General features: G+C 73.2%; 17 protein-coding genes. 9 read left to right on the forward strand and 8 right to left on the reverse strand.

Annotated elements, in window-relative coordinates:
• Positions 1 to 11: 11 nt before the first annotated feature.
• Positions 12 to 386, reverse strand: coding sequence for a hypothetical protein (locus tag IO30_RS0139070; RefSeq protein WP_031151336.1), 375 nt, complete (start codon positions 384 to 386; stop codon positions 12 to 14).
• A gap of 183 nt (positions 387 to 569) precedes the next feature.
• Between IO30_RS0139070 and IO30_RS0139075 the strand changes: the two genes are divergently transcribed.
• The 3 genes from IO30_RS0139075 to IO30_RS0139085 all read left to right on the forward strand — a co-directional run bounded on the left by IO30_RS0139075 (position 570) and on the right by IO30_RS0139085 (position 1862).
• Positions 570 to 923 (forward strand): MazG-like family protein, encoded by a 354-nt coding sequence (locus IO30_RS0139075; protein ID WP_031152017.1) that lies wholly within the window; start codon positions 570 to 572, stop codon positions 921 to 923.
• 124 nt (positions 924 to 1047) lie between these two features.
• Positions 1048 to 1545, forward strand: a complete 498-nt coding sequence (locus IO30_RS0139080; protein ID WP_031151338.1) for a hypothetical protein — start codon at positions 1048 to 1050, stop codon at positions 1543 to 1545.
• Between the two features lie 68 nt (positions 1546 to 1613).
• Positions 1614 to 1862 carry a hypothetical protein gene (locus IO30_RS0139085; RefSeq protein ID WP_031151339.1) on the forward strand — a complete coding sequence of 83 codons (249 nt, stop codon included), beginning with the start codon at positions 1614 to 1616 and terminating at the stop codon, positions 1860 to 1862.
• Between the two features lie 75 nt (positions 1863 to 1937).
• Here the strand turns inward: IO30_RS0139085 and IO30_RS0139090 are convergent, their stop codons facing one another.
• Together IO30_RS0139090 and IO30_RS0139095 are read right to left on the reverse strand one after the other, a co-directional pair.
• Positions 1938 to 2684 carry a class I SAM-dependent DNA methyltransferase gene (locus tag IO30_RS0139090; RefSeq protein ID WP_031151340.1) on the reverse strand — a complete coding sequence of 249 codons (747 nt, stop codon included), beginning with the start codon at positions 2682 to 2684 and terminating at the stop codon, positions 1938 to 1940.
• Positions 2685 to 2784: 100 nt separating this feature from the next.
• A complete protein-coding gene (locus IO30_RS0139095) occupies positions 2785 to 3228 on the reverse strand; it encodes an IPT/TIG domain-containing protein (RefSeq protein ID WP_237403296.1) in 444 nt (147 codons plus the stop codon).
• A gap of 315 nt (positions 3229 to 3543) precedes the next feature.
• Here IO30_RS0139095 and IO30_RS0139100 point away from each other — a divergent pair, with 315 nt between their 5' ends.
• On the forward strand, positions 3544 to 4245 hold the full coding sequence (locus IO30_RS0139100) for an Ig-like domain-containing protein (protein ID WP_031151342.1): 702 nt from the start codon (positions 3544 to 3546) through the stop codon (positions 4243 to 4245).
• Between the two features lie 97 nt (positions 4246 to 4342).
• Here the strand turns inward: IO30_RS0139100 and IO30_RS0139105 are convergent, their stop codons facing one another.
• From IO30_RS0139105 to IO30_RS0139115, 3 genes are all read right to left on the reverse strand, one after another.
• Entirely contained in the window at positions 4343 to 4648 is a 306-nt protein-coding gene (locus tag IO30_RS0139105; RefSeq protein ID WP_031151343.1) for an SHOCT domain-containing protein, read from the reverse strand.
• Between the two features lie 147 nt (positions 4649 to 4795).
• Positions 4796 to 5470 (reverse strand): response regulator transcription factor, encoded by a 675-nt coding sequence (locus tag IO30_RS0139110; protein ID WP_031151344.1) that lies wholly within the window; start codon positions 5468 to 5470, stop codon positions 4796 to 4798.
• The gene (locus tag IO30_RS0139115; protein WP_031151345.1) at positions 5467 to 6672 is read right to left on the reverse strand and encodes a sensor histidine kinase; all 1206 of its coding nucleotides are present in this window, start codon (positions 6670 to 6672) and stop codon (positions 5467 to 5469) included. Before IO30_RS0139115 ends, IO30_RS0139110 begins: the two co-directional genes overlap by 4 nt.
• A 226-nt stretch (positions 6673 to 6898) precedes the next feature.
• Here IO30_RS0139115 and IO30_RS0139120 point away from each other — a divergent pair, with 226 nt between their 5' ends.
• A complete protein-coding gene (locus IO30_RS0139120; protein WP_031151347.1) occupies positions 6899 to 7330 on the forward strand; it encodes a hypothetical protein in 432 nt (143 codons plus the stop codon).
• 2 nt (positions 7331 to 7332) lie between these two features.
• On the forward strand, positions 7333 to 8436 hold the full coding sequence (locus IO30_RS0139125; protein WP_051858816.1) for a barstar family protein: 1104 nt from the start codon (positions 7333 to 7335) through the stop codon (positions 8434 to 8436).
• Between the two features lie 70 nt (positions 8437 to 8506).
• Here the strand turns inward: IO30_RS0139125 and IO30_RS0139130 are convergent, their stop codons facing one another.
• Complete coding sequence (locus IO30_RS0139130) at positions 8507 to 9013, reverse strand: GNAT family N-acetyltransferase (protein ID WP_031151351.1); 507 nt, start codon at positions 9011 to 9013, stop codon at positions 8507 to 8509.
• A 99-nt stretch (positions 9014 to 9112) separates the two neighbouring features.
• Entirely contained in the window at positions 9113 to 9781 is a 669-nt protein-coding gene (locus tag IO30_RS0139135) for a hypothetical protein (protein ID WP_031151352.1), read from the reverse strand.
• 159 nt (positions 9782 to 9940) lie between these two features.
• Between IO30_RS0139135 and IO30_RS0139140 the strand changes: the two genes are divergently transcribed.
• The 3 genes from IO30_RS0139140 (at position 9941) to IO30_RS0139150 (ending at position 12949) form a co-directional block, all read left to right on the forward strand.
• Positions 9941 to 10411: a hypothetical protein gene (locus IO30_RS0139140; RefSeq protein WP_031151354.1), complete on the forward strand. Its 471-nt coding sequence runs from the start codon at positions 9941 to 9943 to the stop codon at positions 10409 to 10411.
• 553 nt (positions 10412 to 10964) lie between these two features.
• Positions 10965 to 12152, forward strand: a complete 1188-nt coding sequence (locus IO30_RS0139145) for an MFS transporter (protein WP_031151356.1) — start codon at positions 10965 to 10967, stop codon at positions 12150 to 12152.
• A 50-nt stretch (positions 12153 to 12202) separates the two neighbouring features.
• Positions 12203 to 12949, forward strand: coding sequence for an SDR family NAD(P)-dependent oxidoreductase (locus tag IO30_RS0139150; RefSeq protein ID WP_031151357.1), 747 nt, complete (start codon positions 12203 to 12205; stop codon positions 12947 to 12949).
• Positions 12950 to 12984 lie beyond the last annotated feature (35 nt).

The following is a 12984-nucleotide window of genomic DNA, read 5'->3' on the forward strand; positions in this document are numbered from 1 at the left end:
AGCCCCGCAACCTAGGCCGGCTGCCAGGAGCGCAGGCGGTCCGCCACGTCGAAGACGCTGAGGTGCAGGGCGCGCACCCCGGTCATGAGGTCGCGCCAGTGCTCGTACGGGGCGTCCACCAGCCGGCCGGACGCCTCGATGTACGCGACCGCCACCCCGTAGGCGAAGTACTCGTTGTGCGCGGGGAGCGGGCGCAGCAGGACGATCGCCTCAAGGAGCGCGGCGGCGCGCCAGTAGGCGTCCGGGTCGTCCACGTGCAGGCTGGGCGTGTTCACCCGGTGCCGGGCCACGGCGGCGGCCAGCGCCGAGTGGTCGGCGACCTCCACGTCCTTGAACAGGGCTTCCTGCCGCTCCAGTAGCCAGCGGTGGTCGATGTGCAGTTCCACGCGCCTCACGCCGCCCGGGAAACGGGGCGCGCGGGTTCGGCCCCGCGCGCGCAAGTGAAGGTGTCGGCCATGCTCCGAGTATGGTGCTGCTTCGCCTGTTGGGGAGGAAGTGAGCCCAATCCGTCCCGCTTTCAGGGTCATTCGGTGCGCCGAGCGCGCCTCGGCAGGAAGGCACCCCGAACCGTGACCGCCGCATGGGACACCGTCACCGCACTCGCCGCCCGCTTCGACGCGGCCGACGCCGAGCGGGGCATCCGGCCCCAGGAGAGCCACGTACTCCAAGTCCTGAAGATCGGGGAGGAGTTCGGCGAGGCCGCCCAGGCCGTGATCGGGGTCAAGGGGACCAATCCGCGCAAGGGCCAGTCCCACAGCTGGGAGGACGTCCACGACGAGGTGTGCGACGTGGCCATCACCGCCCTGGTCGCCCTCGCCCGGATGCGTCCCGACGCGGAGGAGTACTTCGCGGGGCAGCTGCGGCTCAAGTCGGGCAAGTTCCTGCCAGCCCCGAGCGGGCCGACCGCTGCCGCCGAGAGCTGACACGGGGCCTGCGGGGCCGGGTCACAGGCCTGTGACTTCGGGATTTCCCTTCGGCAGAGGTGTTCCGTAGCACGGGCTGCGCCTCCTACGGTCTGATCAGCACAGTTCCGGACCAGGAGGCAGCGTGACGCGGGAGATCGACATCGACCAGCTGGTGGCGGCGATGAAGACGGTGGACGAGGCGGGCCGCCTCTTCGAGGAGGCCCTCGGGGTGTACGAGGCGCGCGGCCTCAAGCGGACCAGCGACGACTTCAAGGTGGCGGGCGGCACAGTCCAGACCCTCCAGGGCGCCGAGGAGATGGCTCTCGGGGCCAGGCGGTACCTCACGGAGCTCGCGCTGATACTCGGCCACGCGGCCGCCGGTCTGGAGGGCCGGGTCGCCGGGAGGATGCCCGCTGCCCGGGCCGGATTCACCGGGGTGCCGGGCGGAGGCTCCCGGATGGGCCGTCCGCTGCTGGAACCGACCCTGGAGGGGCTCCGGCTGCTGCTGACCGTCGACCTCTTCGGGCCCGAGTTCAGGGCGCAGGTGGAGGAGGTCGTGCAGGCGGAGAAGGCGACGTACCCCGATCCCTCGGCGTTCCGGGTCCCCGGAGCCGTCGCCTCCGCGGGCCGCAGCCTCTGAGCGGCGTGCAGGGCCCTGCGCGGCGTCCCCGGGGTGCAGGGCCCGGCCGACGGGGCGAGGGTGGGGGTATGCGCCATGCACCGGTCGTCGTACACCGGATCCACCCGTCGGGCGGCCGGCAGGTCACCCTGCGGACCGGGAGCGGTGAGGAGTCCCTCGGACTGGCCCGATCCGACGAGGACGTCATCGAGTTCCTGAGGCGGGCCGGGCTGCCCGACCCCGACGACGCGGTCCTGGGGGAGGGGCACCTGCTGGAGTGGGAGTCCGACGCACCCCACGTGTACCAGCTCGACCTTCCGACCGCCGACCTCCCCTGAACCCGTCCGGCGAACGGGGCCGGGCGGGGCGGGGCCTTCGGTGCGGCGGAGACGGACGGGACCCTGTGGCCGGCCTCAGGCCGGCTTGCGCCACACGGAGATGTGCTTCGCCGAGTCCTGGGTGAACGGCGCCCCGTCCCAGTCCGCGACGCGGCGTTCCCTCTCCAGTCCGGCGATCCGTGCCATCAGGTCGAGCTCCGCCGGCCAGGCGTAGCGGTGCCGGGAGTTCTCGCGGCGGTAGCGGTCGTCGCCGTCGTGGCCGTCGCGGGTGAAGTGGTGCGAGACGAGGATCTGCTCGACGAGGTCGAAGGTGTCGAAGCCGAGATGCTGCTCGGAGACGTCGAACGGCACCGCGACCTGGCCGGGCGGCAGGAACCGCAGCGGCGGCACGCCCAGCTCGATGACGAACCGGCCGCCGGGCTCCAGATGGCGTGCGGCGTTGCGGAAGCACTCGACCTGCTCGTCCTGCGTGAGCAGGTTCGTGATGGTGTTGTAGACGAGATAGACCAGGCTGAACCCGCCGGGCACGACGGTGGTGGCCATGTCCCCGATGACCACCGGGAGCGTGTCCTCGTCGGCCTTGCGCCGCAGCACCGCTGCCATGTGCTCGGACAGTTCGATGCCCACCACCGGCACGCCGCGTTCCCGGAGCGGGACGCCCACCCGTCCGGTCCCGATGGCGAACTCCAGGGCCCGGCCGTCTCCGGCGAGCTCGGCGAGGAAGGCGATGGTCGGTCCGAGAACGGCGGCCGAGGACGACTCGGCCTCCTCGGCGTCGTAGCGGTCGGCGGTCGCACGGGTCCACAGCTCACTGCTCGTCACGGGCGGTCACTTTGCCGGGTGCCGGGGGGTGCTGTCGACGCATTTACCTTCCATCGGCTCCGAACGCCCCTCGGCCGGAACGCCCCTCGGCCCGGGCCCCTCAGTCCAGGTAGGTGAAGGAGAGCGGGTTCGTGAGCTGCCCGCAGGGGGTCGCCGCGAAGACGGACACGGTCGCGGCCGCGGGCCACGGGGGAGTGACGGCGACCAGGGCCGTGTCGCTGAGGACCACCACGGTGGTGGCCTCCTGTCCCGTGAAGCAGCCGTCCGGTCCGAGGGAGCCGAAGAGCACCCGGGTGTACGGGGTCAGGCCGGTGCCGTTCAGGGTGACCTGGGTGCCCCCGCTGCGGGGGCCGGCGTCGGGCAGGATCGCGACGAGCTGCCCCTGGGGCGCCTCGTCCGGCCGGCCCGGGCGGACGGGGGGCGAGGCGGGGGAGCAGTGCGCCGGCCCGGCGGCCCGGGCCGGCGGGGCGGTGACCGACGGCAGGGTGCACAGGGACAGTGCGGCGAGCAGGATCGCGGCAGCGCGGCGGTGCGTACGTGTCAAGGCGGTGCCTTCCAGCGGAGGGAGGCGGGGCCGGAGGAACCGCGCCGTCCCCATGATGAACAGGGCGCAACGCAGTAAGCCAGGATAAATCAGCTCATGTCGCCTGCGAACCTGATGCGCACCGGCAGGATTCCGAACTCTGCATCTGCTGTGAAATTCGTCGGATCACCTCATAGGTGCAGCCTCTGAGAGCTGTATAGTCCGCATGTGCAATTCCCGCGGACCTGTCTCCGGGCGTGCGGCGGAGACCCTGCTGCCCCGGAGACGGACCGGCCACAGCCGACGTACCGCCCGCGCACACACCACCGCGGATCGGTGCGGTTCTCGGACGGGACGACGCTGCTGGCGACCGTACCGCTGACCGCGGGGGTGGCCCGTTTCACCACCTCGGCACTCCAGCCCGGCTCGCATCCCGTCACCGCGCAGTACGAAGGTGACCCGGTCTTCGCCGGGAGCGGGACAGCCGGTCCTGCCGCGGTGACGGTCGGGTTCAGCTCGCCCTGCCTCACGACCCCCCACCACGGTCCCCTGACCGTGGCCGAGGGCCAGGCGCTGTGCATCGGCCCCGGCGGCTCCCAGAGCGGGCCGGTCCAGGTGCGGCCGGGCGGCGCCCTGGCCGTGACGGGCGCCCGGATCACCGGCCCCGTGTCCGCCGACGGCGCACGCGCCGTCACCGTCTGCGGCTCCGTACTCACCGGGCCCGTCAGCGTCAGGGGCAGCAGCGGCTACGTGCTGATCGGCTCGGCCGGCGCCGGTGAGCGTCCCTGCGCGGGCAGCACCACGACCGGGCCCCTGGTCGTGGAGGCCAACACCGCGGGCGTCGAGGCCTCGGCCAACAAGGTGACGGGCCCCGTGACCGTGACCGGCAACAGCGGAGCGGGCCTGCCGCCCGGGAAGGACGCCCCCGCAGCGGAGTCGAACCGGGTCACCGGTCCGCTGCGCTGCGAGGGCAACACCCCGACGCTCCATCAGAGCGGGAACACGGTGACGGGCCCGCGGACGGGCCAGTGCCGCTGACCGCTCCCGGCAGCCCGACGCACCGGGCGGAGGCGCCTCGCCGCCGCCCGGTGCTCATCGGTGCGTCATGGGTGCGTCATCGGTGCGGCGGCGGGGCTCAGGCCGGCCCGCCCGCGGCGCTGCGGCCGAACTGCTCGTCCAGCACGGACAGCCGCCGCCAGTACTCGTCCTCGTCGATCTCACCGGAGGCGAAGCGGCGCCCCAGGACCGTGATCGGGGAGTGCTCACCGGTTACGGCGCCGGAGCCGCGGCCCTGCCAGGGTCCGCGGCGGCTGCGCCACACCGTGCGGCGCAGCACGGTGACCGCACCGATCACGGCGGCTGCCCAGATCAGTGGGAAGAACAGGATCCACGGGCCGGGCCCCTCGTACGCGAGGGTGGTGAGAGTGGTGAGGGTGTTCATCGCGGTTCAGCTCCTCGGAAGGGGGAGGTCGGTAGCGGGACTTCCTGTCCCACTCCGAGCCTCGCTCCGCGAAGGCCCCGGGTCGTCGTACGACCGGCGGCACCGTCCCTGCTCCGCCGGGAGTACGTGCGCCGCCGGTCCTGGGTCTCAGCCCAGCCAGCCGGGCCGCACCAGCCCCGACTCGTAGGCCAGGACGACCAGTTGTGCGCGGTCCCGGGCCCCCAGCTTGACCATCGTCCGGCTGACGTGGGTCTTCGCCGTGAGCGGGCTGACGACCAGCCGCCGGGCGATTTCCTCGTTCGACAGGCCCATCCCCACCAGGGCCATGACCTCCCGCTCCCGGTCGGTGAGCCGCCCGAGGTCCAGGCCCGTGCCCTCGGCCGCGGGCGGTCTGGAACGGGCCGCGAACTCGGCGATCAGGCGGCGCGTGACCCCCGGGGACAGCAGGGCGTCGCCCTCCACCACCGCCCGGACCGCACGCAGCAGTTCCGCCGGTTCGGTGTCCTTCACCAGGAAGCCCGAGGCGCCGGACCGGATCGCCTCGAAGACGTACTCGTCCAGCTCGAAGGTGGTCAGCATGACCACCCGGACGCCCTCCAGGGCCCCGTCCCCGGTGATGCGCCGGGTGGCGGCGAGGCCGTCGAGCACCGGCATCCGGATGTCCATGAGGACGACATCGGGCCGCAGTTCCCGCACCAGGCGGACGGCCTCCGCGCCGTCGGAGGCCTCCCCGGCGACCTCGATGTCGGGCTGGGCGTCGAGCAGGGCCCGGAAGCCGGCCCGCACGAGCAGCTGGTCGTCGGCGAGCAGTACACGGATCACGGGTCCTCCCGGGGGGTTACGGCCTGCACCGGGAGGCGGGCGACCACGGCGAAGCCGCCCTCCGGCCGTGGACCGGCCTCGATGCTGCCGCCGAGCGCCGAGGCCCGCTCGCGCATGCCCACGAGGCCGGTCCCGCTCCCGCCCGAAGGGGCGCCGGTGGCCGGCCCGCCATCGGCCACGTGCAGTTCCAGGTCCCGCGGCTGCCAGACCAGGCGGACCCGGGCGGTACGCGCACCGGAGTGCCGCACGACATTGGTCAGGGCCTCCTGCACGATCCGGAAGGCAGCGAGGTCCACTCCGGGCGGCAGCCCCCGGGGCTGCCCCTCCACCGTGACCTCGACGGTCAGCCCGGCCGTGGCCGCCTGCTCCACGAGCTCGGACAGCCGGTCGAGACCGGGCGCGGGCGTACGCGGCGCCTCGCCGGGCGCGCGCAGGGTGTCGAGCACCTGCCGCACCTCTCCCAGGGCCTCCTTGCTGGCGGCCTTGATGGTGGTGAGCGCCGTACGGGCCTGCTCGGGATCACTGTCGAGCAGGGCCAGCCCGACCCCCGCCTGGACGTTGATCACCGAAATGCTGTGGGCCAGGACGTCGTGGAGTTCGCGGGCGATCCGCAGCCGCTCCTCGCCCACCCGGCGCCGCTCCGCGGCCGCCCGCTCGGCCCGGTCCCGGGCCCACTGCTCCCTGCGGGTGCGGACCAGCTCGGAGACGGCGAGGATCGCCAGCACCCATGCGGCCGCCGCCAGTTCCTGCGCCCACGGAGCCGGCCCGTCCCCGGGCGGCGGGAGCCACCGGTAGAGCCAGTGCCCGATGAGCAGGTGCCCGGCCCACAGCAGGGCGACGGCGCCCCACGCGGCCCTGCGGTGACCGGCGATCACCGCGGCGAAGCAGGCCAGGGCCAGGCTGATGAAGACCGGCCCGTACGGATACCCGGCGCCGACATACACCAGGGTGACGGCGGCGACCCCGTACACCACGGCCACCGGATACCGGTGGCGCCACACGAGCAGGAGCGGGCCGAGCAGCAGCAGGAGCCGCGCGAACCAGTCGACGGCGACCCGCCCGCTCTGCTCGTGCGCCGCCCACCCCGAACCGATCTGCGCGAGGACGGCGACGAACAGCGAGGAGCGCCAGGCCGGGCCCCGCCCCGCCCGCTCCACCCACCGCCGCCAGGGAGGCCCCGGGCGTTCGCGCTGCTCATCCATACGAGCCACGCTAGACGGCGCCCGCCGTCACCTGCGTCACCCCGACGTAGCGTTTCCCGCGTACTCCCACGGTAGTACGCGGGTCAGCCGGGCCCGGTCCGGCGGCCCTGCCGTGTGCTGTGGCGCCCTGCCGTGCGCTGCACGGTGGCCCCGCCTCCGGCACGGGACCCCACGGGTACTAGAGTGCGATCTTTGTTCGATTGTGCTGGTGATGTGGGGGAGCGGAATGAGTGCGCAACTGCGGGACACCGCAGACGAGTTGGCCGGGGTGCTGTGGCGGGAGCACACCGTGTACCGCGACCGGGGCGGAGCCGTCGTCATCCGGGGGGAGCACGTCCAGCGCTGGATCAGCCTCTCCACCGGCGCGGGCCGCGACGAGATCCTGCTGCGCGCCGGACGGATCCTCGACGGCGGTACGACCGCACCGGCCCGTTCGGAGGCGGTCGCCAGCCTCACGGCGGGCACCGGCGAACTCGCCGCGGCCTGCCGCCGCCTGCTGTCCGAGACCGCGCCGGGCCCGTCCGCACCCCCGCGCACCACCCGCCGCCGCCGCGGCACGCGCACGGGCCGGCACACCAGCCTCCGGTCGTGGCTGGTCGTGGCCTGCCTGTTCGGGATCATCGCCCTCTACGCCACGACCACGGGCGGAGTCATCTGAGCGTGGCCGCGAACGGGGCGGGCGAGGCGGACGGCGAGCGTCGCGGGCGCGCGCGGTACAGCCTGACCAGGGCGGAGGACGGCCAGGTCTGGGGCGTCTGTGCCGAGGCCGAGGGGCTGTTCGGGACGCCCTGGCGCCACGGCTACGCACTGTCCGGCTGGGTCCCGGAAGGGACCGGGATGCGCGGCTGGACCGGCCACGAGGTGTGGTGGGTACCGCAGGACGCCGCCCTCGGTCCCTGGCTGCTCCAGGACGCCGAGAGCCTCGACCACCTCCTGGATGCGGACGGTCCCGTCCTCATCGGCCGGGACGGTCACGACGACCCGCCGCAGGCGCACGGCGGCGCCGTCCGGCTGCACGACGGCCGGCGCTGGCTGGGTACGTGCCGGGAGTTCACCCGCGTCCTGCCTCCCCGGCCGGTGGAACCCCCGGTCCTCCTGCGCGGAACGGCCCCGAGTGACGAGCTGCGGCGGACCCTGGAGACGGCCCCCCGGCTCCCGCTGGACCTGGGGGAGGCCGTCCTGTCGGTACGGGACGGCCGGGGCGAGCCGTTCGCCGGATTGCGCCTGTGGGTCACCGTCAGCGCCTGGCACCCGTCCGTACACGGCGCAGGCCTGATCGACCTGGAACTGGAAGGCAAACTCTCCGCGCCTGTCCCGGAGCAGGCCCGGCCGCTCTGGGAGCAGTGGCTCGCCGGACCGCCGCGGGCGCCCGGCGCCTGGGCCGGACTCGACACCCGGCAGCGCCGGGCCTGGCTGGACCACGTCCGGGAGCGGCGCGGCCGGCCGGCGCCCGACGGCCGGGCGTCCGGCCGGTCGCACACGCTCGACGGCCGACACGTCACGGACGTCCCCGGCCTCTACCTGGCGCTCGGCGAAGCGGTCAACGGGCCGGGCGGCTACCTCGGCGGCTGCCCGAGCTCCCTCGCGGACTGCCTGGGCGGCTCCTCGGGCTACACCGCCCCCGGGACCCTGCTCTGGCGGGACGCCGCGACGGCGCGCGAGCACCTGTCCAACGCCCTGGAGCCGGACGGCCGGCCGTACGACCTGTTCGGCGAGGTGCTCGGCATCCTGGCCGAATTCAGGATGCGGGTCGTCCTGGCGTGAGCGGGGCGGACGGCGCCGGTGGCCAGAGCGTCCGGCGGGCCGAGGGACCTGCGGTCACGGTGTCCTGTGGTCAGAGTGTCCGGCGCATGCAGGCCCGCGGCCATCGGCCCAGGCCGTGGGCCGCTTCGTGGTCGCGGATGCCGCGCAGGCCGGGGGAGAGCTCCGCTTCGTCGAGCAGCCGGAACCCGCAGCGCTCGTAGTACGGGGCGTTCCACGGGACCTCGGTGAAGGTGGTGAGCGTCAGGCACGGCACCCCTTCGCGCAGGGCCAGTTCCGCCAGGTGTTCCAGCAGGGCCCGGCCGATCCCGCGGCGGGCGCTGTCCGGGTGCACCGACACCTGCTCGACGTGCAGGCCCCCGTCGACCCGTTCGGCGATCAGGTAACCGACCGCCCTACCGGCGCCGTCGACCGCGACCCAGGCCGTCCCGGCCTCCTGGTAGCGGGCGAGTTCGTGCAGCGGGAGCGGCTCGTCATCGGCGATCTCCGGCATTCCGATGTCCCGGAAGCAGCGCCCGGCCGCCCGCTCGATCTCCTGGAGGCGAGGCAACTCGTCGGGGTGCACGGCTCGTATCTGCATGAGCCCATTCTCCGGGCGGTCGGCACGCTCGCCACCGGGTTACGGCCAGGGCCGCGGCGGGTGCCCGGCCGTCCCCCGCCGCACCTCACCCCCTCACCCCTACGGCGTCCCGGACACGAACTCGGCGTCGCCGTAACGGACCTCGGCCGTGTTCCAGTCGACGCCGAGCCGGGCCGTGAACTTCCGGGCCAGGTCCAGGTCGGCGAGCGGGGCCACCAGGACGAGCCGTCCGTCGAGCGTGACCGAGCCGCCGCCGAGCCGGTCGCGTGCCGCGGGGTCGGCGACGAGGGCTTCGTGCAGGGCGGTCCGGCTGACGCCGGGGGCCTGGACTTCCACCGAGTCCGCCTCCGGAGAACTGCGCGGCAGGCACCGGAAGGTCAGCACCGACTCCTGGCGGTACTCCTTGCGGATGACGCCGGCGATGTGGCGCAGCCCGGCGGGGCCGACCCTGTTCACGTCGAACTCCCGCGAGCGCTCGTAGGTGGCCGCGGCCAGGTCACCGGACCAGAACACGCCGTCGAGGAGGGTCGAGGCGCCTGGCCTCGCGCCGTGGGAGCGGATGATCGCGCGCACCTCCCGGTCGAAGCGCGTCAGCCGGGTCCTCAGCCGGGGGTCGTCCGGGTCGGTGATGACCGCGGTGTTGTCGGTGGCGAAGACCTCCGCCGTCGCGTCGCAGGCGGGGCCCGCGGGCCCCGCCTGCGCGGTTCCGGTACCCGCCGCCGCGACCATGAGCGCTCCGGCCACGGCCAGGACGTACAACCGCCTCATGCCTCAACTCCCTCATCCCTTGGGCCCGGTCATCCTAGGTGCCGCGGGATCACCCTTTCCGCGGGACGTGGCCGAGGAGGCGCCGTTGACCGCGGTCCGGCCCGCTGCGAGCGTCGACGCGCAGTTCTGCCCAGGGATTTCATTGCGGGAGGGGTAGTCATGACGGTGCGTTCACTCAGACTCTCGGCGGTGGCGCTGGTCGCCGCGGGTGCGATCGTGGCGGTCGGAGCCGCTGGTCCGGTACAGGCGGCGCAGGCCCCCGCCGGGCGTCCGGCGGCGGTCGCCCACCAGGCGCTGCCGGCCGATCCGACGCCGGAGGAGCAGGAGCGGCTGCGCGAGATCGCGGGGTCCATCTGGACCCCGCAGCTCGCGGCGGGCTGGAACATGAACGCCGAAGTGGCGGACGTGCTGTCGGAGGTGACCGGCGGCATCCTCAAGTGCTCCGAGGCCTTCGCCCTGGTGCCGAGGCCGCCCGGCTTCGTACCGGGACTGAGCTACCTGCGTCAGTACTGGAAGCAGATCAGGGACTACTTCCTGGTCGTCCGGGAGAACCGCACCTACCGCGCCTGCGTGGTGTCCGCGGCAGCCCACTACCGCTCGATCATCGAGATGGCCTCGGCGGGCATCTGATGCTGTGACCGAACGACCGACGGCGGGGCTCTCACGAGCCCCGCCGTCTGGTGTCACTTCGCTGACCGACACCTACAACGACCGGCGCGGGCGCCGGTCACGGGCCGTCGAGGAATCTCTCCGGCCCCGTCCCCCTTGGCCAGCCCCCCCTTCGGCCCCTCGGCCCTTCGGCCCTTCGGCCCTTCGGCCCTTCGGCCCTTCGGCCCTTCGGCCCTTCGGCCCTTCGGCCCTTCGGCCCTTCGGCCCTTCGGCCCNNNGGCCCTTCGGCCCTTCGGCCCTTCGGCCCTTCGGCCCTTCGGCCCTTCGGCCCTTCGGCCCTTCGGCCCTTCGGCCCTTCGGCCGGTCTCCGGCATCGGACGGCCACCCTCCAGCGTGCCGTCAAGTCCATGGTCCAACTGCCGTTTCAGTTGCGTTAACAGCTGTCACGGGGCATCTCGGCGTGACTTTCGATCTTCACTAAACCCTGTTAAGTTTTCTTTCACCGGTAACTCCTGAGCGGTTCCTCCCCATTCGTCCCCCTTCTCCCCGTCATGCAGAAAGGTTGTGACCGGCCGTGCCCAAGGCCGTCTACGTCCTCGCCCTCGGCATCTTCGCCATGGTCACCAGCGAATTCGTGGTGGCGGGCCTGATGCCCCAGATATCCGAGGGGCTGGGCGCCACCATCCCTGAAGTCGGTTACCTGATCACCGCGTTCGCCGTCGCCATGGCCATCGGCGGACCCTTCCTGGCCACCGCCGTGCTCAAACTGCCGCACAAGAGCGCCCTGATGGTCCTCTTCGCCGTCTTCCTCGGCGGCAACGTCCTCGCCGCACTGTCCACCGACTACGTGACGATGGCCGTCGGCCGCGTCATCACCGGCGTCGCCTCCTCCGCCTTCTTCGGCGTCTCGCTCTCCGTCGTCGCGGAGATCACCGAACCCGAGGTGCGCGGCAAGGCGATCGGCGCCGCCATGAACGGCCTGATGCTCGGTACCCTGCTCGGCCTGCCCCTCTCCACCTTCGTCGGCGGGCAGTTCGGCTGGCGGGCCGCCTTCTGGGCGATCTCCGGCCTGACCGTCCTCGCCGCCCTCGCCACGATCGTCGGCGTCCCCGCCGGCACCGGCGCCGGGGAAGGGGGCAGTGTCCCGCTCAAGGAGGAGATGCGCGTCTTCAGGAACCCGCGGCTGTGGCTGGTGTTCTCCACGTCCACGCTGATCATCGGCGCCACCTTCTCCGCCTTCAGCTACTTCACCCCGATCCTCACGGAGCTCACCGGCTTCAGCGAGGGAGCGGTGCCCTGGCTGCTGGTCGCCTACGGAGCCGCCACCGTCGTCGGCAACGGCATCGTCGGCCGCTTCGCCGACCGGCACACCATCGTCACCCAGGTCATCGGGCTCGCCCTGAACATGGTGTTCCTCGCCGGGATGGCCCTCTTCGCCGACGTCACCGCACCCGCGCTGATCTTCATGATGGGCATCGGGCTGGTCGGCGTGACGATGAACCCCTGCATGATCACCCGTGTCCAGCGCGCCGCGAACGCCCGCCCGCTGGTGAACACCGTGCACTCCTCCTTCATCACCCTCGGCATCGTCATCGGTTCCTGGCTCGGTGGCGTCGGCATCAACGCCTACGGGCTCCGCGCCCCGCTCGTACTCGGCGTGATCATGGCCTTCCTCAGCCTCTTCACCCTGCTGCCCGACCTGCGCGCCGGCCGCACGGCCGCCGCCCCTGCCGCCCCCGAGCGGCAGCCCGCCGCGGTCTGAACCGGACCGTGCGGACCGTCCCGACACCCTTGAACAGAAGAGGAACCACAGTGACGACCACTCTCCACGGCGTGGCCCTGGTGACCGGCGGATCCCGGGGCATCGGCGCCGAGATCGCCCGCACCCTCGCCGCCCACGGCGCCGACGTGGCGATCACCTACCGGTCGGACAAGGACCGGGCCGAAGAGGTCGCCGGGCAGGTACGGGCCCTCGGGCGCCGCGCCGTGGCCGTCGAAGCCGATGCGGCCGACCCGGAGGCGGTCACGGCCGCCGTCCGGCAGGTGGTCCGCGAACTGGGCCCCGTACGCATCCTCGTCAACAACGCGGGCTACGCCGACATGACCTGCCCGCCGCTCGCGGAGGTGTCCCTGGAGACCCTCGACCGGACCCTGGACGTCAACGTCCGCGGCGCCTTCCTCACCGCCCAGGCCGTCTCCGCGGACATGCCCGACGGCGGCCGCATCGTCAACGTGGGCTCCAGCCTCGGCACGCAGGTTCCCGCCCCCGGCTTCACCCCGTACGCCATGTCGAAGGCGGCCGTCCACGGCCTCACCGTGGGCCTCGCCCGCGATCTGGGGGCGCGGGGCATCACCGTCAACCAGGTGGCGCCCGGCTCGGTCGCCACCGACATGAACCCGGCCGACGGACCCTCCGCCGACTTCCAGCGGAGCCTGAACATCCTCGGCCGCTACGGCCGGGCGGCGGAGGTCGCGAGCGCGGTCCTCTACCTCGCCGCCGACGAGGCCTCCTTCGTCACGGGCACCACGCTGACGGTGGACGGCGGTGCCAACGCCTGACGTCGCCCTCCCCGAACGCCGGTACGAGCGGGCCC

Origin of the sequence: Streptomyces xanthophaeus (assembly GCF_000725805.1) — a bacterium.
Taxonomy (GTDB): Bacteria; Actinomycetota; Actinomycetes; order Streptomycetales; family Streptomycetaceae; genus Streptomyces; species Streptomyces xanthophaeus.